Here is a 21245-nt window from a genome sequence, read left to right on the forward strand (position 1 = left end):
GCCGCCTTCCTCGTCGTCAAGAGATTGGTGATCAGTTGCCGGGATAGGCCGTGCCTGTGCCGAGGAAGCGCTTTGTCGTCTCGCGCGCGGCCTCCTCGGACTGCGCCTTGCGCGCCGCATCCTCGGCCTCAGCGCGGAACTGCGTTGCGAGCAGCGTCTGGATCTGCATCTGCTGCTTGGTCGAAAGCGCAAGGAGCTGGTTAGTGGCCTGACTTGCCTGAAGCGCACCGGCCGCGCCTTGGCTGCGGTTGACGAGATCGGCAAGCAGGTCGCCATCACCGCGAACATTCTCGACGATCTGCGACTGGACACCCATGGTCTGACGGAATGCCTGCATTGCGCTGTGCCAGCGGTCACGTGCGGCGCTCGCCACATCGCTGACCTTGATCGTGGCGTCGTAGCTTTCCGGATATTGATTACGCCACTGGTCCTGAAGCTTGTTGAGATCAAAGCTCAGGCCACTTGCCTGGTCCATCAGACCGTCGATCCGTTGGAGCGAGCCGGTAAGCTGACCCACGGAAGAAAAATCCAGACTCTGAAGATTGCGTGCCATGTTCTGCAGCACGGTCGCCTGGTTCTGGAGCGACTGGATCTGGTTGTTGATCTGCTCCAGCGAGCACGCCGCCGTGAGCACGTTCTGTGCGTAGTTCGACGGATCGAACACGATGAGCGCGTAGGCCGGCTGCACGTAGTCGGCCATCGGCTTGGCGATCAACGAAAGGGTGATCAGGCCCGAGAGAAAGCGGCGCCGCATCATGACGATTGCTCCTTGGTTGGTTGAGGGAATTGCTGGAGAAGCTCGGCCGCCCAATCCAGGCCGCGGGCGCCGAGAAAGCGAAAGACAAAGCTGTCCTGCCCGTGCTCGGACAGGACCCTGTCGATCAGGCTTTGCGCGGCCGGACCCGAGGCGCCGCAAAGTGCAAGCGCGATGGGGCCGAGCCCGAGCTCGAAGAGACTGTTGCCGCAGCGCGACTGCAAATAGTAGTGCCGCTTCGGCGTGGCCCGGGCGATCAGTTCAATCTGCCGGTCGTTGAGACCGAAGCGCTCATAGGCAGTCCGTGCCTGCGGTTCCACGGCACGATCATTGGGGAGAAAAATGCGCTGTGGGCAGCTCTCGATGATCGCCGGCGCTATTGCAGAGCCGGCGATGTCGGCAAGCGACTGCGTGGCGAAGATTACCGATACGTTCTTCTTTCGCAGCACCTTCAGCCATTCGCGGATGCGGGCAGCAAAAAGCGGATTGTCGAGATAGACCCAGGCCTCGTCGAGCATGAGCAGCGTCGGTCGCCCGTCGAACCGCTCCTCAAGGCGATGGAAGAGATAGGTGAGCACAGGCAGCACAGCGCCTTGGCTATGCATCAGCTCCTCGGTCTCGAAGCACTGCACATCCGACAGGGCCAGCCGATCGTCGTCGGCATCGAGCAATCGGCCGAAGGGACCGTCGAGCGTGTAGGGCATTAAGGCGGACTTCAGCGCATTGGACTGAAGCAGGACCGACAGACCCGTCAGTGTGCGCTCCTGCGCCGGCGCGGTGGCGAGGCTGTTGAGCGCCGACCAGATCGCCTCCTTCACCTCCGGCGTGAGGGTGACGTTCTCATGGGCAATCAGGCCGGCGATCCATTCAGCTGCCCAGCTGCGCGTACCCTGATCACCGATATTGCGCAGTGGCTGGAAGGCAAGCGCACCGTCCGAACCCAAGACATGATGCTCTCCACCCATCGCGAGCGTTGCCGCGCGCGCCGAATTGCCTTTGTCGAAGACATAGACCTGCGCGCCGGCATAGCGACGAAACTGCAGGGCGATCAGGGCAAGCAGCACCGATTTTCCGGCGCCGGTGGGTCCAACGATCAGCATGTGGCCGACATCTTCGACATGGGAAGAAAGCCGGAACGGAGTCGACCCGCTGGTTTCGGCGATGAGGAGCGGCGGGGCCTCTCGTCCAGTGACTTCAGCCAGATGCTCGTTCGCCGCAGGACCGGCCCACACCGAGGAAAGCGGCATGAGATGGGCAAGGTTCAGCGTGTGAACGAGCGGCTGACGAACGTTGGCATAGACATGACCCGGCAGCGAGCCGAGCCAGGCTTCGACCGCATTGACGCTTTCGCGGATGGTGGTGAACCCGAGCCCATTGATGATGCGCTCGGCCGCGCGAAGTTTCTCAGCGGCGGCTTGGCGATCCTCGTCCCATACCGTCACCGTTGTAGTGAGATACCCGAAGCCGACATAATCGCCGCCCAACGCCTGAAGTGCTTCATCGGCATCGAGCGCCTTATTGTCGGCGTCGCTGTCGACGAGCGGAACGGGTTCGTTGCTTACAACCTCGCGCAGGATTGCGACGATCGATTTGCGCTTGGCAAACCACTGCCGGCGCAAGCGGGTCAGCGTCTTGGTGGCCTCGGTCTTGTCGAGCGGAATGAAGCGCGTCATCCAGCGATAGGCGAAATCCTGATGATTGAGGGCATCGAGGATTCCGGGCCGGGTGAGGTTCGGAAAGCCGAGGATGGTAAGTGTGCGAAGATGTTGCTCACCCAGCATCGGCTCCAAGCCGCCGGTAAGCGGCACATCGACCAGGATGCCGTCCAGATACATCGGCGTTTCCGGCACGGCGACCGGATGGCGGCGGGTCGAGATCGTGTCGTGCAGGTATGTCAGCGTCTCGGCGTCATCGAGCAGACGCACTTCGGGCATGAAGCCCGACAGAAGATCCAGCACACGGTCGGTCTCGTCACGGAACCGCGCCATCTCCTGGCGCCAGTCTCTTTCGCCTTCTGAATGATGCGAGTCGACGAGCGCGCTTTCCGCCCGCGCCTGGGCGTCCGGTGGCGGCATGGACAGCAAGGTCAGGTGATAGCGGCTCTCGAAATGCGCGCCCTTGCCTTCGAAGGCAGCACGCCGTTCTTCATCAACCAGCCATGACGCCGCGTCCGGGAAACGCGAGGACGGATAGCCCAGCGCTTCGATGCGCTCCGCCTCGAAAAACAATGTCCAGCCGGAGCCAAGGCGTCTAAGCGCATTGTTGGCCCGGGCGCAGATGCCGATGAGTTCGGCTTCGGTCGAGCTTTCCAGATCGGGCCCGCGAAACCGAAGAGTCCGCTGAACGCTGCCGTCCTTGTTGAGCACGATGCCGGGCGCCACCAGTGCTGCCCAGGGCAGATGGTCGGCAAGCCGGTCGGCCTTGCCGCGATATTCCGAAAGGTTCAGCATGCGAGCCATCCCCTCAGGCGAAGGTGACGGACAAGCACGCTGGCAAAGTCGGGATCGCGCCTTGCGGCAAAGACCGCGAGCGTGTGGCCGCCAAGCCAGAGCACTAGCCCGGCAATCCATTGCTGCAAGCCTAGTCCGATGGCCGCAGCCACCGTGCCGTTGAGGATCGCCACCGCCCGCGGCGCGCCGCCCAGCAGGATCGGTTCAGTCAATGCCCGGTGAACGGGAACCTCGAAGCCCTCGATATGTTGCACTCCGGCGGTCATCAGACGAGCGCCCCGCCGCCGAAGGAGAAGAACGAGAGGAAGAAGCTCGATGCGGCGAAGGCGATCGACAGGCCGAAGACGATCTGAATCAGCCGGCGGAAACCGCCGGCAGTATCGCCGAAGGCAAGGGTCAGGCCGGTGGTGATGATGATGATCACCGCGACGATTTTGGCGACCGGTCCCTGCACCGATTCCAGGATCTGCTGCAGCGGCTGTTCCCAAGGCATGCCGGAGCCGGCAGCGTGCGCCGGAACTGTGAGAAGAAACGCGAGCGCGGCAAACGATAGAAAGCGGAGCTTCTTGCGCATAAGGGGGCCTTTCAGAGTTGCTGGAGTTGCGGAGGCGTGAGTGGGGTGACGGCGTAGTCGCCGCTGCCGTCGAGACCTGTGACCTCAGCGATTGCATCGATGCGGCGCGACGAGCCGCGCCCCGCGATGAAGACGATGAGATCGATGGCATTGGCGATGAGGCGGCGCGGCACGGTGACGACAGCTTCCTGTGCAAGCTGCTCGATGCGATAGAGGGCAGAGCGCGCCGAATTGGCATGAACCGTGGCGATGCCGCCGGGGTGCCCGGTGTTCCATGCCTTGAGCATGTCCAGCGCTTCCGCGCCCCTGACTTCACCGACGATGATGCGGTCGGGGCGGAGCCGGAGCGTCGAGCGCACGAGATCGGCGAGTGTGACCGAGCCCCGCCTGGTTCTCAGGGCAACGCAGTCCTTTGCTGCGCATTGCAGTTCGCGGGTGTCCTCGATGAGGATCACTCGCTCGTCGCATTCGGCGACTTCGGCCAGCAGCGCATTGGCAAGCGTCGTCTTACCCGACGACGTGCCTCCGGCGACAAGGATGTTGCGCCGTTCTCGGACTGCCTTTATCAACACATCGGCCTGCAGCGGCAACATGATGCGATCCGCAACATAGTTGGCCAGCGTGTAGAGCTTTGCGGCTGGTTTGCGGATGGCAAAGCAAGGCGCCAGCACGACAGGCGGCAGCAGTCCCTCGAAGCGTTCGCCCGATGGCAATTCGGCGCTGACAATCGGATTGTCCGCATGCGCCTCGGCACGCACGTGGGAAGCGACCAGGCGGATGATGCGTTCCGCCTCGGAAGGATGCATATGCACGGCCGTATCGATCCGGCCTTCTCCCAGCCGGTCGAGCCGCAGCGCACCATCGGGATTGACCATCACCTCGATGACCAATGGATCGGCCAGCGCCTCAGTGATCGTCGGACCCATGGCGGTGCGCAGCATGGCGCGGCGTCGGTGGTCGGCCTCTGGATGAGCGCTCATCCTTCCCCTCCTCCGCCATTGTCTTTGCCAAACGAGCGTTTCCCCGATGCGATCTGGCGACCGACCTGCTCGACGAATTTGTCGAAACGCTCCTGAGCAATCGCCTGCGTCGCCTTGTCCGGAACAGGCGTGTGGGCATGAAGCGTGATCGAAAAGCGGATGAAGAGCGCCAAGCTTTCCAATGTCATGTCGACATCGCGCCTGACGTGACTGAGGTCGCGGGAAAGACGGTCCAGCCTCATGCCATAGCGCCGATCGAGTTCATTCTCGCCACGCCGCTCGATGAAAGCTTCTACGGCCTTCGCGACGACCGCGGATTTTGTGGTCGAGGGATCGCGGCTGAGGTTGTCCAGCTTCTCGCTCAATTCCGGTTCGAGCAGAAACTGGTGACGAATGCGGTGGGGCTTCATGCGCTTGTTCCAACTGGCCGGCGCTGGCGGGCCGGCGGCGGAACAAGCATTATCGAGATGCCCAAAATTGCTTACGGCCGTTATCTACGCTGAGATACGCCCGAGCTGCGGAAAGCGTTCAGAAGCCGGGGACGATATCCTTATCATCGCCCCTTCCCTCGTTGATGCCATAGGCACCTGCGACGGTGGAGATCCGGTCCATGACGCGCTTGTCCGCCATCGCCTCGCTATCATCGTCTGCGGGTCTGGACAGATCGTCCTGGTCCGGTTCCTGGGTGACGGCGGTATGTTCTTCGGGTAGGCCAGGATGGCGCTGCTGCTGAACACCTCCCTCGTCCGCAAGCGCGGCGCCAGCGCTTTCATCGTCAGACGCAAGACGACGGTCGACGCCGCGTACTTGCCCAGTCCAATCGTCCGGCCGCGACATCGGGCAGTCCGCGTAGGGTCCGTCGCGCAACACCGGCGAAGGCAGCACCCGCTCGGTGAAATTGTGATCCTCATAGTATCGCAGCTTTTTGGCCCGGATGGGGGGCAATCCCGAAACCAGCACCAGTTCGTCCGCGGGCGGCAATTGCATCACCTCGCCCGGTGTCAGCAGCGGGCGGGCGGTTTCCTGGCGGCTCACCATGACATGCGAGAGCCAAGGTGCCAGCCGGTGGCCCGCATAGTTGCGCATGGATCTGAGTTCCGTGGCAGTGCCAAGCGCGTCCGAGATTCGCTTGGCCGTGCGCTCATCATTGGAGGAAAAGGCAATTCGCAAATGGCAGTTGTCCAGAATGGCGTTGTTGTCGCCATACGCTTTGGAGATCTGGTTCAACGATTGCGCGATCAAGTAGGCACGAATTCCGTAACCGGCCATAAACGCGAGCGCGGTCTCAAAGAAGTCGAGGCGACCGAGCGCCGGAAACTCATCCAGCATCATCAGCAGTTGATGCTTGCGGCTCTTCTTTGGGTCACCCTCGAGGCGCTCCGTCAGCCGCCTGCCGATCTGGTTCAGGATCAGTCGCACCAGGGGCTTGGTGCGCGAGATGTCCGATGGCGGCACGACCAGATAGAGCGACATCGGCCACTCCGCATCCATCAGATCGGCAATGCGCCAGTCGCAGTCCGATGTTACCGCCGCCACGGTCGGATCACGGTAGAGGCCGAGAAAAGACATGGCGGTCGAGAGGACGCCTGAACGTTCGTTCTCCGATTTGTTCAACACCTCTCGTGCCGCCGAGGCCACGACGGGATGGACCTGAGGCTTATTGGCCGCGCCGAGATGGTTGGTCGTCATCATTCGCCGCAAAGTCGCGGCAAACGAGCGTTGCGGGTCCGAGAGAAAGGTGGCGACGCGGGCAAGAGTCTTTTCCTCTTCGGCGTAGAGCACGTGCAAGATAGCGCCGACCAGGAGTGAATGACTGGTCTTCTCCCAATGATTCCGCCGCTCCAGCGCGCCTTCCGGATCGACTAGAATGTCGGCGATGTTTTGGACATCGCGAATCTCGTCCGAACCTTTGCGTACCTCCAGCAGCGGGTTGTAGCGGGCCGATCGCGGATCAGTCGGATTGAACAAAAGGCAATGCGAGAACCTCGACCGCCAGCCGGAGCTCAGCTGCCAGTTCTCGCCTTTGATGTCGTGAATGACGGCCGAGCCGGACCAGGAGAGAAGGGTTGGGACAACCAGTCCGACGCCCTTGCCGGAACGTGTCGGCGCAAAGGCCATGACGTGCTCAGGCCCGTCATGACGCAGATACCGGTCCTTCAGTTTGCCGAGGAAGACGCCTGCCGGCTGAAACAGCCCTGCTTCCTCGATCTCCCGCGTCGCCGCCCATCGAGAGGAGCCATAGGTGGTGACCAAGCCGCGCTGGCGCGCGCGCCAGAGGGAACCAGCGATCGCAGCGGCACAGCCCATGAATCCACTGGTGCCCGCAAGCATGCCCGCCTTGTCGAATACCTCGGGCGCATAGGCATCGAATTGGAACCACCATTCCAACAGTTTCCACGGCTCGTAGATCGGCCAGCCAGCCGCGACAAACCATGGCGCGCCGAGTTGTTCCTGAAAGGCTAGCATATGAGCGCACCATTGCGTGGCAGCCCACACGCCGAGGAGAACGATGGCGAACACAATGGCGATCTGCCCAATCAGAAGCTTCGTGGGCGTCACTGGCTTGCTCCGCTGTTCTGGAGAGATGGATCGAGCATCACCCGGGACGGCCGGAACAGGAATGCGCCCTATGTACGACTTGGTGCGATGAGAGGCTGTTTGGCGCGCCGTTGCTCTCCTTCGAGGTGTATCAATATTCGCGCATTCCCGAGGACTGCTAAGTCGGAGGGGACTCATATCGGTCGTGCCTATCGTGAGCACGTGGTCGGGGAGCGGCGGTGGCGTGCGGGCAAGCCGCTGAGGAAATTCTGAACATCGAGTCCGGTCTGAGGTACAACAAGCCTATCGAGATCGGATCGCGAGGTAGCCCTGCCCGCCATGGGAATTCCTCAGGCGAGTACCGACATATTGGGCGCTGCCTTATAAGTGGAAGGCGCCTTCCCGTTGCCTCTATCGCAGATAAGTTACCTTCCGGCCTTCGCGCTGGGTTTCCCAGCTGGACTGCGTTTCAGTCTCAATTCGCTGTGCTTCTTGTGAGCAAGACACCATTTCTCGGACGGTGAATTGACGACATTCATTGTCCGACAAGCCCTCGCCGGCGATCTGTTGGGCAGAGGCGGCTATCACCCCGGCCGTGGCACATCCGCGCGCTGCAGAACCTCGATGAGCCGCCGGCTCAAACGCCCAGGCGGATGCAAAGATCCACAGATGCGTTCCGTCAGCGCTAGTTGCCAAGCATATGACCGGCATTTCGCAACGCGCCTAGGAAGAGGCCGGCATAGTGAGTGACATCGATTTTGGCCTGCATTGACACCGGCATGCTGGTCCAATTCTCCAACGGTGCAATGAAGCGGGAGAAGGTACCGTCGACGACGCAGTAGCGGCTAATAAGGCCTTGTCTGTCCAACGCCAGCACACCAATCTGCCCGCCTCGATATCGGATGGCTGCGAGCCGTTGGACCTCGGCGTCATCATCGATCCGCACATCGAAAAGCAGGTTTCCGCGGCTCCTCGCGGCTATCTCCGCCGCTTTGTCATTGAAGCTCAAGCAGAGTGAGCGGACGCTTTCCACTGCCATCTGGAAAACCAACAAATCCAGTTCATTCACGGCCATGTGGGCAGTTGAGCCAATAAATGGATGATTGCAATGTCGCACACGGCTTGTTCACAGGTGTCGGCGACTGATCGTTCGTGGCTTTCTGTCCGCTGCCGGCGATGGAATATTTGAAGGACGGCGGATCCCGTATTTCCTGTCGCGTTGGCAACCGCGGCGGCCACCTGCCGGGCGGCAGCGGCAGAGATAATGTCATAGACAGGTGGAAGCGTGGGCTTTCTGCCCTTCAATAGTTCCCTGACCCTACAGATTTGCACGCGCGGCCGCAGCTTGCCGCCCGCCTCAACGGATTCGGCTTCTCTGGCAGCACGTTCCATTGCTGCGGTCGCCTTGTTGAGCGTCACCAGAACGCCAAGCTTCGTGGCTGGCAAGATCGCCAACTCGCTCAAGCTCACGACCTCTATTCGATGGACGGGCACGGCCGCGCATCGCCGCGGCAGGGGACAACATCGTCGTGACCGACCCTCAAGACCTATATCGTGTCGGCGGGATCGTTCACCAGGAACGGCGAGATCGCCGTGGAGGGCAAGCCCTTCCACATCGTGGCCGTCGGCGGGAGCGGCAAGATCCACGATCAAGCAGCTGAGAAAGACCACGCATATAGCCACGATCCCGTGGTCCAGCCGATCTACATTTGAGGACGACCAGATCAAGCAGCGCGCCCTGTCGAATTTGGGTCCGGGATTGGCAGTTGGTCTATCCCTTCCTGACGATGGAACGCTCGATCCAGTCATGGCTTATAAGGCGGAGAGCGGCGACCAGAGCGCAGATGAGTACGCGCCTACTACGAGATCGGCTATCGCACCAATTCGAGCGGATCACGATCGATGGCGACACCGTGGCTTTCTTCGAGGGCGGGAAGCCGCTTGAGGCCTGCTACGCCGGCGAAGGCTGTGAAATCCTGACCTCGAAGAAAGGAAACCGCATGGGCGTCAAATTTCGCTTCGGCGTCGCCTTGGCCTCCTCACACTTGGTTGGCTGACTCAGCGGGCAACCCGGTCGAGAAAAGCGTCGAATGCGGCAGCGACAACGCGCATCGCAAAGCGATGCTGCCGCCGTACGCGGACAAAACCCTTTTCGATGTCCACAATCCCGTCCTTGGCAAGCATCGCCAAGCGTTCAGCTGAATCGAGAAAATGGATCGGATCAGATCCGTGGGCGGCACAGATTGCCGGCACATCGGCCTCGAGATCGCACATTAGTCGCTCGATGATTGCGGCTCGCGCGCGGTCTTCGTCGGTGAGACGGTAGCCCTTTGACGTCGCCAGACGGCCAGCTGCGATGTGACGGCAGTAGGAATCCCGTGTAACCTCGTTCTGGACGTAGCCCTCGCCGACACGCCCGATAGCCGACGCGCCGAAACCGATCAGGGTTTTGCAGGTGTCGGCCGAGTAGCCCAGCGAGTTGCGCCGCAGGCGACCGGTTTTCTGTGCCAGCGCGAGATCGTCGTCCGGCAAGGCGAAATGGTCGAGCCCGATCTCTCGGTAGCCGGCGGCAATCAGCGTCACGGCAATGGCCGCATCCTGTTCGGCGCGGGCAGCGCTGCCCGGAAGCGATGCCTCCTCGATGAGGCGCTGATTCTTAATAAAGGACGGAATGTGCGAGTAGCCGAACACCGCAAGCCGGTTGGGGCGCATGGCGACCGCCGCCCTCGTGGTCTCGACGCAAGACTGCACCGTTTGATGCGGGAGACCAAAGATGAGGTCGAAGTTGATGCTTGTCACTCCATGCCGACGCAGCATTTCGACGGCAGCCGCCGTCTGCGCCTCACTCTGGACCCGGTTGATCGCTTTTTGAACAATGGGATCGAAGCTCTGCACGCCGAGGCTCGCGCGGTTCACGCCGGCTGCTTGCAAGGCTTCGGCCATATCGGCCGTGAACGTGCGTGGATCGATCTCGACGGCGATCGTAGCTGTTTCCGCAAGCGCAAAGTGGCGGCGCAGGAATTCCGTCAGGGCGAGGAACTCAACTGGCCCCATGAGAGTTGGCGTTCCGCCGCCGAAATGCACATCGCTCACGGGCAGCGCCTGTGGCGCGTGCTCCGAGACCAAACGTATCTCGTCACGCAGCGCCGCCAGATACTTAACGATCGGCGCATCATGGCGGGTGATGGTGGTGGGGAAGCCGCAATACCAGCACTTTGATCGGCAGAACGGAACGTGCAAGTAGAGTGACGCCGGATCGTTAGCCGGTAGGTTCCTGAGCCATTCCTCATAAGCGTCGGCGCCGACCGCCCCAGAGAACTCCGCGACAGTCGGATAGATGGTGTACCAAGGCAGGCGGGCTTCGCGATGTTTTGTGGTCTGCAACAGTTACCGTCCCATGTTGTTGCCTTCCATCCTTACCACTGCGCTCTCCTGTGTCTTTGCGCTATATCAGTCCGGTCCGCTTTGGGCCCGATTATTTCGCAGCGATAGCCCCATTCAGCCTTGGCTGGACAGCGATGGTATGAGCACGCGCTGGTCAGGGACAAGCGCCATGGGTTTCCCGTCGAGACTTTCCCGCACACCGTTTGGTGTTACTATCCTATCCTATCCTATCCCCTCCCTTCAGCGTCCGATGGAACGCAGCATGCCGCATCCGACCAGTCGATTCGGCGTTGGGACCAGACTTTTGCTCGCCGGCTGGTGCGTAAGACGGCGTCACGTAGCGATACCTGGCATCTCGATGAGTTCGTCGTATTAATTGCCGGCACGAGGCTTTGGCCGTGGCGCACCGTCTGTCAGAGCGGGAATTGTGCTCGAGGAGATCGTCCAGGTCCGCCCCTGCCAAGGCTGCAAGCTTGATGAACCAATTTAGAAAGTAGCGCTACGCCAGGCGCATGATCACCGACAAATCGCGCTCCTGTGGCCCGGCAAAGCGCCGGAGTGAAGCGCAACTCAAGCATCGCTCGCAACTGACAATCGAGCGAATTCGCATGTGCTTCCGTAAAAACAAAAATGGCCCGTGCACGGCTTCCGATTCAGAGAGGGGCTTACAACGGCTCGTCTCGACCTTCCCGCCTTTCGGAACCACTTTGTCCGGATTAGCTGGAAAGCTGGTGCACCTCGCCACCGCCGACGTGTGGCCCTTCGCCCTAACGAGGACGCTTACGCCTAGGCATGTCGGCATCAGTGGGGCATCTCGGCTGACGTACCGAGCGGTGCACTCGCATGATGTCAACAATGTCGAGGCTCAAAACAAACAAAAGCTATCGCCATTGAACGATACTGTCGCGAAGCGAACAGACGAACCATGTCCGAAACATTTGCTTTTCGTGCTCAGCTTGACCCTCAGAGCAAAAAAGGAAAACGCAAACCAAGGTCCGACGGCAAACTTGAGTGTCAATCGTAGCTTGGTCGTGAGGTTGGCACGTCATTTGCGGGGTGATTTTCGAAGCCGTTGTGACGGTACGCCCGCAGCTATCGGAGATAATCATGGCGATCGACTCGGAAGTGTTTGATTCCTCCCCGGGCATTTCAAGCAGGTGATATGAGAACAACAACTTATCGTGTTAAAGTATGATTCAGCTTCAGAGCCCCTGTTGTTGAATAATTATTATGATCCGTGTGTCACACTGCGATAGGCGCAGCGATGTGCATCGTTTTCGATTGTGGGGACAGGAAGGGCTGGCTCGTTCGTTGACGTCCCGTTCTTCAATATTTGAACGGAGATCAAGAATGAACATCAGGAGCCTCCTGCTCGGCTCAGCTGCGGCCCTGATCGCCGTTTCCTGTGCCCGAGCCGCCGACGCCATCGTCCTGGCCGAGCCTGAGCCCGTTGAATACGTCAAGATCTGCGACGTTTACGGCGCTGGTTACTACTACATCCCCGGCACCGAGACCTGCCTGCGCATCGGCGGCTATATCCGTTACGACATCGGCCTCGGCGATGTCGTATCGTATGACAAAGCTAGAACCACGGATGTGAAGACTGGCGCGGCCCAGGGCATATGGCAAAACCACACGCGTTTCACATTCAAAACTTGGACCGGGCAAGAGACCGAACTCGGTACATTGCAGACCTACATCGAGACCCGCATGAACTACGGCAAGCACACCGCCTATTCCGGTTCTGACAGTCCTCGATACTATGCCTTCAGCCAAGGCATCACGTTGACTTTCGCCTGGGTTCAGCTTGGTGGCCTCCGAGTTGGCAAGGACTGGTCCGCCTTCGACATGTTTATTGGCTACGCGGGCGACGTGCTCAATCAGATGCTTATCCCGTACGGCGCCTTCGATACTAATGTGGTTCAGTACTACTTTGACGCCGGTAACGGCTTTTCGGCTGTGGTTTCACTCGAAGAAGGCTCGGGCCTGGTCGGCACCATCGACAGCTACGTTCCGCACCTAGTCGGCGGAGTGAAATACACACAACACTGGGGCGCGATCACCGGCGTTGTCGCTTATGATAGCAACTACGAATCGGTCGCCGGCAAGGTCCGCATCGACGTCGATGTTACCGACCAACTCTCGCTATTCGGAATGTTCGGCTACGGCTCCAGCGGCAAGCTCAACGATGACGTCACTAACGCAATCGACGCTCATGGTCGCGGGTTCTACAAAAGTTGGGGCGGTAACTGGGCTTTCTGGGCCGGCGCCACTTACAAGCTCAATGAGACAACTTCGTTGAATCTTCAGCTCTCGGGTGATCAGCTCAGGAACTATGGAGTCGCTGCAAACGTTGCCTATGCGTTTCTTGCAGATTTCACAATTACAGCCGAACTCGACTATGACCGCTACGGCGACTTCGCCGTCGGCAAGGTCGACCCTTCCATTAGCTGGGCTAATGCCAACAAAAAGAGCAGTGTCGGCGGCATCCTCCGTTTCGAACGTTCATTCTAACGGGAGGAAGAGCTTCATCTCGGTGGCCTCAGGCGGCGAATGACGATTATGCGGGGGACCTGCCACGCCTGCGGCAGATAAGCCCTGACACGTTCGCAATCGGATACAGCTGCGATTAGAGCGCGGCCGATGCCCCGCTTGCCGGGATGTGACAGCTGGTAAAGCGTTGCGGCAGGTTTGCTGGCGGGCGCGTGATCGCCGAAGCAATCGCCGAACTCGCCCAGTATCCCAGCTTCGATAACGACTGAATCGGCGGCGACTCAATGCAACCTTGGCTTCCGGAGACCGCGCTGACCGCCGCCGGCCTGACCGCGCTCGCCGCGCAGGATGCTTCGGACAAGCAAATCACCTGCGTCAAGGCGCCCTTCAAGTCGCTGATCGACCATGTCTTTATCTCGCCCAATCTCGTGCCGTGCGACCACGATTTCACGATCCTCGCGCTCGACCGAACCATCGAGCGGTTCCAGGAAGTGTCGATCATCGCCCGGTCCTCTTGCGACTGGCCGGGCCTATCGGTGAGCGTTAGATCCAGAACGAGGTTACACGGGATTCCTACAGCCCGCACATCGCAGCTGGCCGCCTGGCAAAGTCAAAGGGCAACCGTCTCACCGACGAAGACCGCGGCGAGCCGCAATCATCGAGCGAGGACGAAATAGTGGACAGCGAAGGGTTTTATCCGCATGCGGCAGGAGGATCGCTTTGTGGTTAGCGCTATTGCTGCGTATTCGATGCTTTTCTCGACCGGGTTTGCCCGTAGGCACAGCCAAGCAGCGTGAGGGGAGGCCAAAGGGATAACCAATCGTCGCTAAACGGCATGCTCCAGCAAATAACGGCAAGGCGGTAGCGGCGCGCTTGAGCCCCGGTTGAAGTGCTTGGAGTTTTTCCGAATGGGCGAGCGTTGCGACTAATGAAGGCGTCACATCATTCGACGGTGACTGATTTTGCCAGGTTGCGTGGCTGGTCGAGATCTGTGCCCATGAAGAGCGCCGTGTGGTACGCAAGAAGCTGTATCGGCAGCGAGAAGATCATCGGCGCGATAATCTCGTCGGTGGCCGGCAGCACGATCGTGTGCATCGTATCGAGTTTCGATGCGGCTGCCCCTTTTCCATCGGTGATGAGGATAATGCGCCCTCCGCGGGCGGCCACTTCCTGCATGTTGGAGAGGGTCTTGTCGAAAAAGCGATCATGTGGCGCGATGACGATCACTGGCATGTTCTCGTCTATCAATGCGATAGGACCGTGCTTCAATTCACCCGCCGCATAGCCTTCGGCGTGGATGTAGGAAATCTCCTTGAGCTTCAGCGCACCCTCCATCGCCAGTGGGAAATTTGTGCCACGGCCGAGATAAAGGACATGATGACACTTTGACAGTTCGCGCGACAGAAGCTCAATCTCCGGCTGGATGCTGTCCAGTACCTGCCTCATGAGGCCCGGCATTTCGGCGAGGCTCTCGACGAGCGCCTGCACCTCATCTTCGGTCACGGTTCCGCGGGCCTTGGCTGCGTGGATGGCGAGTGCGGCAAGAGCGGCTAGCTGGCAGGTGAAGGCCTTGGTGGAGGCGACGCCGATCTCTGGGCCGGCAAGGATCGGAAAGACCACATCGGCCTCCCGAGCCATGGTCGATTCGCGCGCATTGACGACAGCGCCAATTTTCAGCCCAAGCTGCTTGCAGTACCTCAGCGATGCCAGCGTATCGGCGGTTTCGCCCGACTGTGAAATGAACAGAGCCGCAGACTGCGGCGACAACGGAATCTCGCGATAGCGGAATTCGGATGCAACATCTATTTCGACCGGCAGGCGCGCATAGCGCTCGAACCAGTATTTTCCGATCAGCCCGGCGAGATATGCGGTGCCGCAGGCAGAGATCGCCAAGCTCGGGATCTTGGCGAAGTCGATGCCAAAAACCGCATCGGCACCATTTTCGATGAAATTGATATAATGACCGAGCGCATCGGCGATGACCTCGGGCTGCTCGAGGATTTCCTTCTCCATGAAGTGGCGATGGCTGCCCTTGTTGGCCAGAGTGGCCACGGCCACGGAGGTCTGGCGCGGACGCGCGACGGGGTGGCCGTCGTAATCAAAGATATCAGCGCCCGTCCTGCCGACAACGGCCCAGTCACCGTCAATGAGATAGGTGATTTCATTCGTGAATGGAGCAAGCGCGATCGCGTCGGAGCCCAGGAACATCTCGCCGTCGCCGTGACCGATCGCCAGCGGTGGTCCATTGCGCGCCGCAATGATGGTCGACGGATCATCCTCAAAGAGGATGGCAAGCGCGTAGGCACCCCTGACGCTTTTCAGCATGGCATGCACCGCCTCACCACGCCTCATGCCCTCCCGGCGGTGCCTTGCCAAGAGATGCGCAAGGACCTCAGTGTCGGTGTCGGTCTGGAACTCGGCTCCCGTCGCCGCCAATTCGTCCTTCAGTTCGGCGAAATTCTCGATGATGCCGTTATGGACGACGGCCACACCATCCGTGAAGTGCGGGTGTGCATTGCGTTCCGTCGGTGGCCCATGGGTTGCCCAGCGGGTGTGGGCGATGCCGATGGTACCACCCAGCGGCTCTTCCTTGAGCCTCCTCTCGAGATTGACGAGCTTGCCCTCCGCGCGCCGGCGGTGCAAGGTGCCCTCGGTGATCGTCGCAATGCCGGCCGAGTCATAGCCGCGGTATTCCAGACGCTTCAATGCGTCGACCAGGCGTTCCGACACCGGCTGTTGCCCAACGATGCCAACAATTCCGCACATGTTCTTCTCCGAATTCTTCCCGGCAGCCTTAGCCGACGCAGACGAGGGACGCCGCCCGGCATGCGCTCAGTTAGATTCTTCTAATGGAATCCAGTCAGTTCGGTAAAATTGATTGTTGGGATAGCCATCATCCACGCCATGGATGAACTAAACCTCAGTCCAATGCGGGTGATGTGAACCGGGGCGTACGCTTCCGCCTTCAACGGGCTGCGCATATCATGGCCGGCGCCCTCACCTGCGTTAATAGCATGCAAGCCGGCCGGAGGAGACGGGGAATACTTGGGCCGAGTGCGAATGGGTAGTCCCAGCGCACTCTTTGATCTCGCCGTTCAATTGTGCGGACGCTGCTTCATGCATCATTCCTCGGTTTGCTTCTCCAGGCCGGACGCAATGACTCCTTTCGGCGACGAGAAGCAAACCCTCTTCCGATCCCTGGGGCCACGCACCACGTCTTAGCTATCCGCATGGGCCGTGCGGCAGGCCGAGAATCGGTCGCCACAGTACCGGCCCATTCAGACGTCCCCTCCAGCGGATGCGCAACAGGCTGGCGTGAGAGATCTCGAGAAACCCGGCCACCGCCTCCGTTTTGCCGACGGGCTGCGGCTTTCCGATACGCGACAATGGCCACGTTGCGAGGCGAAGGATCCGTTCCACACGCGTATCGGTCACCGTCACGATCCGGGTGAGATTGTTAGCCAAGCCGAATTCGATCATGCCGGCGAAGAGCTCGTAGGTTGCTTGGGCAAGGCCGCCTGCCGCCTTGGGCGTTGATGGGGGCAAATCGAGCGCGAAACGGCTGCTTTCCCATATGTCGGGACTCGCGGGCGCCACAGCTTCACCCAGCAGCGCCGGGAATGTGTCGCGCAACATGGTCGGCCCAGTGGTTGGCAAGAGGCGCACGCAGCCACGAATTCGCCAATCGGATCCCTTGAGCAGCAGATAGACAGGCTTCAAGTCGTCAAAGGTGTCTGTTTCCATTTCGCCTCCGGTCTGAACTTCCCAATCGAGCCTCTCCTTGAAAACCCGATATCTGAGCCCGTGCATCTCTTTGAGCTCGCCTGCGAATTCGCTGTAGAGGCCAGGTGTGATCAGCTGAATCATTCGTCGCCTCCGTGCGGGTTGTGTTCCCGCCATCGAAGGGCAAAGCGCACAGCGATGCAGCCTGTGGACGTTTACAGCTATCCTCGCGGAAGGATCCGGATCTCGCCTGACCGGAGGCAGCCAGCCTGGCAACCGCATGGATCGTCCGAACGCGAGCTTTGCTTGGCATTTTCCAGATGGAAGGCCCCCTTGCCCTTTGAGACCTGCTTTCCAAGGCGTATTCGCGCGTTTTATCCATGCCTTTATGGTCTTGGAGAGCGTGGCGGGCAGGCTACACAGTGGGTGGCCGAGAGGTCGGGAATCAGTTGGAATGGAGGAATTCGTCTCGCCAAAGAGGGGATCCTTTGCAATGCACTGCCTGCCCGACATTCCCGCTTCAACGTTACGCGCCACATACCGCCGAGTAACAGCCGGACCGGCGACGCCGGCTGTGCTGGTTGTTGGCCTGATCAGCGGCGGCACGGTGAATCTGAGCCACGTCGCCAGCCATTTCCACAGACCGGCGAGCGTAGCCTCCAACGATCGCCGGCGGCGACGCTTCTTCCAGTTTACCAGTTCGACGAGGACTGGCTGGCGTGTACGCTGGTGGCGCGGCTCAACCTACGCCCGCCCTTGCGGCTGTGCCTTGACTGCACCAATTGGAAGCAAGGACATTAGGTTCGCATCAAGGAGCGAGGCAATATGCATCGTCGTAACCTGATTAGAGCATTCATCGCGCTGGGCGTGTGCCCGATCTGCGCCCAGACCGCGCGTGCGGCCAGCGCCCATTGGGGATATGGCGGCTCGGTCGGGCCGGAGCATTGGGCCGATCTGGACACGAGAAATTTCGCCTGTTCGGCGGGCAGGCAGCAGTCACCCATCGACATCGCCGGCACGGTAAAGGCGGATATACCGCGCATCGACATCAGTTGGCTCAAGGGCGGCGGCAGGATGGTGAACAACGGCCACACCATTCAAATCAACATGCCGGAAGGCAGCACCTTGACCCGCGGGGATCGCGTCTACCAACTGGCACAGTTGCATTTCCACGCGCCGAGCGAGCATCACGTGGCGGGCATGAGCTTCCCGATGGAAGCGCATTTTGTCCATAAAGACACAAAGAGCGATACTCTGGGTGTGCTGAGCGCCCTTCTTACGCCTGGCGCGACAAATATCAGCTTTGCCGGTCTCGCCAAGGTCTTTCCGGCCCGGCCCGGCGAGGAGATGGCAGTTGACGAGTTCGATCCCAACGGGCTTTTGCCGGCCTCGCTCGGCTACTGGACCTATGAGGGATCATTAACGACTCCGCCCTGCACCGAAAACGTGGAGTGGATGGTTGCAATGGAACCGGTCGAGGTCGACACCGCAGACATCAAGCGGTTTACGACGCTTTACGCATCTAACGCGCGGTCGATCCGTCCCTCCAATCGGCGCTTCATCCTAGGCCTCAGCTAAGGTCATCGCGCGCGTCAAGCAAAATCGCGTTAACAATCGGGGGGGGTCGAACAGTACGACGCCACCTTGGTGGCGCTGGCATCGACCATAATGCCCTAGGGTTCACAACAGCATGACCGGATCATGGGGAACTTGTGGGCCGCTTGCTTGCGGAGAACTGGGTGGCGTCACCGACACCCGTACACTCCGGCCTGGATCTGCTTGATCAGGGATTGATAAATTCGACGCGTCGCTCCCGCGCTGCGAGAACCCTCCTCATACTGGACCAATTAAAATCTCCAAAAGTGGCAGTTTAGTTTGGACCAGTGAACTGCAATATTGGCTTGCAGTCAGGGAAGCGATCGTGACTGGGTCGCGCCGGTCATGGATTGCTTGCGCTCGAACTGATGGAGTTGCCTGGATGTTTGAGGGTCCCATCATCGACGGTCGAATTAAGAATATTGCATCGGGGTTTAGAGCCGTGAGCGTCTACGTCGATGCCACTTCAGCTGGAGAAGGACGTTTCGATCCCCGATTGCTTGGTGATGCCTGCGATTGCGCGTTGGCGGATGGCCCGGCTTGGGCAGAAGCTCATCTGGCGAGTTGGTCCGACGCCTACGTCGTCTTTGGCGCGAAGCCTAACCGTACGCCGTGCTCAGCCCAGGGCCCTCAGAAAGCGGGTTCTGAAAGACGGCACTCTTTCGACGATCAACCCGATCGTCGATCTCTACAACGCCATCAGCCTGAAATACGCAGTCCCGGTGGGTGGAGAGAATTTTGACGCCTATGTCGGAAGACCCCACCTGACGATCGCTGACGGGAGTGAGACGTTCGACACCATGATGAATGGAGAGGCGGTCAACGATCCTCCCTTGCCCGGTGAGGTCATCTGGCGCGACGACATTGGCGTCACCTGCCGACGCTGGAACTGGCGACAGGGCACTCGAACCCGCCTGAAGACCCTAACAGGCCGGATGTGGTTCGTACTGGAGGCGTTGGAGACCATGCCGGACGATGCATTGGCAGAGGCGACGGATGCCATGGTCGGAGGGCTGAATGCCTTGATGCCTGGCTGCAAAATCGCGAGCCAAGAAATTGCCATCGCCGGATGAGGTTTCCGGTCGAGCGAGTGGATCCATGGCCGCCCGGGGCATCCGGCGCGATCGATCCGATCGAGATTATCAAGGGCTGAGAGAATGAATGTCGATCTCCATCAGTTGCTCATCGTCTTTGCTGCATATGTCATTGCCGCGGGGAGCCCCGGCCCGAGCAACATGCGCATTATGGGGGTTGCGATGGCGCGCGGCAGAGGTGCAGCGCTCATGCTCGCCTCCGGCGTCGTCAGCGGCTCGATCTTTTGGGGTTTTATGGCCTCCACCGGCATCTCCGCCCTGTTGGCCAGGTACGCCCAGGCACTTCTCGTTCTGCAGGTTTTCGGGGGGCTTTACCTGCTGTTCCTCGCCTTCAGAGCGGGACGGTCGGCGCTTACGTCGAACGAGAAGCTGGCGGTGCGCGCATCGACCGACCAAGTCGCTCTTTCGCGGGGTGAGCTCTATAGGAAGGGCCTCTTGATGCATTTGGCGAACCCAAAATCCGTGCTGGCATGGATCGCGCTCGTCACGCTGGGGATCGGCCCGAATTCATCGTGGCAGCGCATCGCGGCGATATTGGGTGGCTGCGCCATCCTAAGTGTCACGATATTCTGCGGCTACGCCATTGTCTTCTCCACACCGCCTATGGTGGCTCTGTATCGCCGCTGCCGCCGCTGGATCGAAAGTCTGTTGGCGATGTTCTTCGCGTTCGCCGGGCTGCGTATGCTGCTTTCCCGTATGTAGTTTCGAAAGGAATGGATGATGACTTTGTTTCGCGGCCTGTCGGCGTTCCCCCTTACGCCAACCGATGCGGAAGGGCATGTCGACACCGAGGGTCTGGCTCGTTTTCTCGAGCGTATTCAACACGCGGGAGCGGACTCCATCGGCCTTCTGGGGAGCACGGGCGGTTATGCTTACCTCACCAGGGAAGAACGCAAGCGTGCCGTTCAGGCTGCCGTGGAATGCATCGGCGGCAAAACGCCTCTTGTCGTGGGTGTGGGTGCATTGCGTACCGATGAAGCTCAGGCTCTGGCGCGCGATGCCAAATCCGCTGGCGCTGACGGCCTGCTCCTGGCACCGATGTCCTACGTTCCCCTGAACGAGGACGAAGTCTTCCAGCACTTCGTCGCCGTGGCCGAGGCGGGGGAATTGCCTTTGTGCATATATAACAATCCAAGCACCACGCGCTTCACATTCAGCGACGCATTGATCGCCCGGCTGTCAGAGGTGTCCAACATCGTCGCGGTGAAAATGCCTCTGGCGGCGAATGACGATTACGCGGGGGAACTGGCACGTTTGCGGTCGATGACGCCTGACACGTTCACAATCGGATACAGCGGCGATTGGGGCGCGGCGGATGCCCTGCTTGCCGGATGTGACACCTGGTACAGCGTTGCGGCAGGTCTGCTGCCGGTCCCGGCGCTTGCGCTGACGCGTGCAGCGCAGTCCGGCGACGCGGTGGAGTCCACTCGGTTGAACCGCGCTTTCGGGCCGCTCTGGACCTTGTTCAAACACTACGGCAGCTTCCGCGTTATGTTCGTCATCGCCGACTACCTCGGTCTGGCGCACGTCCAGCCACCGCGCCCTATTTTGCCGTTGCCGGAGGACGCCGGAGATGACATTAGGCAGGCATTGGAGAAGCTCGAATAGCCGAGCACAGGGCATGCCCAGTGCCACTGCTAGTTAGGCACCCGGCGCGCG

Annotated in this window: 19 protein-coding genes and 1 pseudogene; 7 read left to right on the forward strand and 13 right to left on the reverse strand. The window is 60.3% G+C overall.

The genetic code is table 11. The annotated features are described in order from the left end of the window. Positions 1-31: 31 nt before the first annotated feature. The 9 genes from trbJ to HGP13_RS33260 form a co-directional block, all read right to left on the reverse strand. The gene (gene trbJ, locus HGP13_RS33220) at positions 32-757 is read right to left on the reverse strand and encodes a P-type conjugative transfer protein TrbJ (RefSeq protein ID WP_172234045.1); all 726 of its coding nucleotides are present in this window, start codon (positions 755-757) and stop codon (positions 32-34) included. Next, positions 754-3204, reverse strand: coding sequence for a conjugal transfer protein TrbE (trbE, locus tag HGP13_RS33225; protein WP_172234047.1), 2451 nt, complete (start codon positions 3202-3204; stop codon positions 754-756). Before trbE ends, trbJ begins: the two co-directional genes overlap by 4 nt. Next, positions 3198-3470: a VirB3 family type IV secretion system protein gene (locus tag HGP13_RS33230; RefSeq protein WP_027033451.1), complete on the reverse strand. Its 273-nt coding sequence runs from the start codon at positions 3468-3470 to the stop codon at positions 3198-3200. Before HGP13_RS33230 ends, trbE begins: the two co-directional genes overlap by 7 nt. After that, complete coding sequence (locus HGP13_RS33235) at positions 3470-3778, reverse strand: TrbC/VirB2 family protein (RefSeq protein WP_010914020.1); 309 nt, start codon at positions 3776-3778, stop codon at positions 3470-3472. The genes HGP13_RS33230 and HGP13_RS33235 overlap by 1 nt, the downstream gene beginning before the upstream one ends. Before the next feature lie 11 nt (positions 3779-3789). Beyond that, entirely contained in the window at positions 3790-4758 is a 969-nt protein-coding gene (gene trbB, locus HGP13_RS33240) for a P-type conjugative transfer ATPase TrbB (RefSeq protein ID WP_027056301.1), read from the reverse strand. After that, entirely contained in the window at positions 4755-5168 is a 414-nt protein-coding gene (locus HGP13_RS33245; RefSeq protein WP_006329210.1) for a hypothetical protein, read from the reverse strand. The genes trbB and HGP13_RS33245 overlap by 4 nt, the downstream gene beginning before the upstream one ends. Before the next feature lie 118 nt (positions 5169-5286). Continuing rightward, positions 5287-7317 carry a conjugal transfer protein TraG gene (locus tag HGP13_RS33250; RefSeq protein WP_172234963.1) on the reverse strand — a complete coding sequence of 677 codons (2031 nt, stop codon included), beginning with the start codon at positions 7315-7317 and terminating at the stop codon, positions 5287-5289. A 664-nt stretch (positions 7318-7981) separates the two neighbouring features. After that, complete coding sequence (locus HGP13_RS33255; RefSeq protein WP_167434265.1) at positions 7982-8371, reverse strand: hypothetical protein; 390 nt, start codon at positions 8369-8371, stop codon at positions 7982-7984. Then, positions 8362-8760 (reverse strand): hypothetical protein, encoded by a 399-nt coding sequence (locus tag HGP13_RS33260; RefSeq protein ID WP_133117144.1) that lies wholly within the window; start codon positions 8758-8760, stop codon positions 8362-8364. The genes HGP13_RS33255 and HGP13_RS33260 overlap by 10 nt, the downstream gene beginning before the upstream one ends. 90 nt (positions 8761-8850) lie before the next feature. On the opposite strand from HGP13_RS33260, the gene HGP13_RS38215 reads away from it, so the two are divergent. Beyond that, entirely contained in the window at positions 8851-9009 is a 159-nt protein-coding gene (locus HGP13_RS38215) for a hypothetical protein (RefSeq protein WP_165779608.1), read from the forward strand. Between the two features lie 53 nt (positions 9010-9062). Further along, complete coding sequence (locus HGP13_RS38220; RefSeq protein ID WP_097572444.1) at positions 9063-9353, forward strand: ZinT/AdcA family metal-binding protein; 291 nt, start codon at positions 9063-9065, stop codon at positions 9351-9353. A 1-nt stretch (position 9354) separates the two neighbouring features. Here the strand turns inward: HGP13_RS38220 and hemN are convergent, their stop codons facing one another. Beyond that, positions 9355-10680, reverse strand: a complete 1326-nt coding sequence (gene hemN / locus HGP13_RS33270) for an oxygen-independent coproporphyrinogen III oxidase (protein WP_097572443.1) — start codon at positions 10678-10680, stop codon at positions 9355-9357. Positions 10681-12030: 1350 nt separating this feature from the next. Here hemN and HGP13_RS33275 point away from each other — a divergent pair. Continuing rightward, on the forward strand, positions 12031-13194 hold the full coding sequence (locus HGP13_RS33275; RefSeq protein ID WP_165779607.1) for a porin: 1164 nt from the start codon (positions 12031-12033) through the stop codon (positions 13192-13194). A gap of 115 nt (positions 13195-13309) precedes the next feature. Here the strand turns inward: HGP13_RS33275 and HGP13_RS38225 are convergent, their stop codons facing one another. The 3 genes from HGP13_RS38225 to HGP13_RS33290 form a co-directional block, all read right to left on the reverse strand. Further along, entirely contained in the window at positions 13310-13675 is a 366-nt protein-coding gene (locus HGP13_RS38225; protein WP_246707211.1) for a hypothetical protein, read from the reverse strand. A 440-nt stretch (positions 13676-14115) separates the two neighbouring features. Then, positions 14116-15939: a glutamine--fructose-6-phosphate transaminase (isomerizing) gene (gene glmS, locus HGP13_RS33285; protein WP_097572441.1), complete on the reverse strand. Its 1824-nt coding sequence runs from the start codon at positions 15937-15939 to the stop codon at positions 14116-14118. A gap of 456 nt (positions 15940-16395) precedes the next feature. Next, positions 16396-17040, reverse strand: coding sequence for an acyl-homoserine-lactone synthase (locus HGP13_RS33290; protein ID WP_172234051.1), 645 nt, complete (start codon positions 17038-17040; stop codon positions 16396-16398). A gap of 681 nt (positions 17041-17721) precedes the next feature. Between HGP13_RS33290 and HGP13_RS33295 the strand changes: the two genes are divergently transcribed. From HGP13_RS33295 to HGP13_RS33310, 4 genes and pseudogenes are all read left to right on the forward strand, one after another. Further along, on the forward strand, positions 17722-18474 hold the full coding sequence (locus tag HGP13_RS33295) for a carbonic anhydrase (protein ID WP_027056310.1): 753 nt from the start codon (positions 17722-17724) through the stop codon (positions 18472-18474). A gap of 400 nt (positions 18475-18874) precedes the next feature. Further along, positions 18875-19565: pseudogene (locus HGP13_RS33300) on the forward strand (B3/4 domain-containing protein). Between the two features lie 84 nt (positions 19566-19649). Further along, positions 19650-20288: a LysE family translocator gene (locus tag HGP13_RS33305; protein WP_172234053.1), complete on the forward strand. Its 639-nt coding sequence runs from the start codon at positions 19650-19652 to the stop codon at positions 20286-20288. An 18-nt stretch (positions 20289-20306) separates the two neighbouring features. Next, a complete protein-coding gene (locus tag HGP13_RS33310) occupies positions 20307-21194 on the forward strand; it encodes a dihydrodipicolinate synthase family protein (protein WP_172234055.1) in 888 nt (295 codons plus the stop codon). The last annotated feature ends 51 nt before the right edge of the window (positions 21195-21245 follow it).

This window comes from Mesorhizobium sp. NZP2077, assembly GCF_013170805.1.
Lineage (GTDB): Bacteria > Pseudomonadota > Alphaproteobacteria > Rhizobiales > Rhizobiaceae > Mesorhizobium.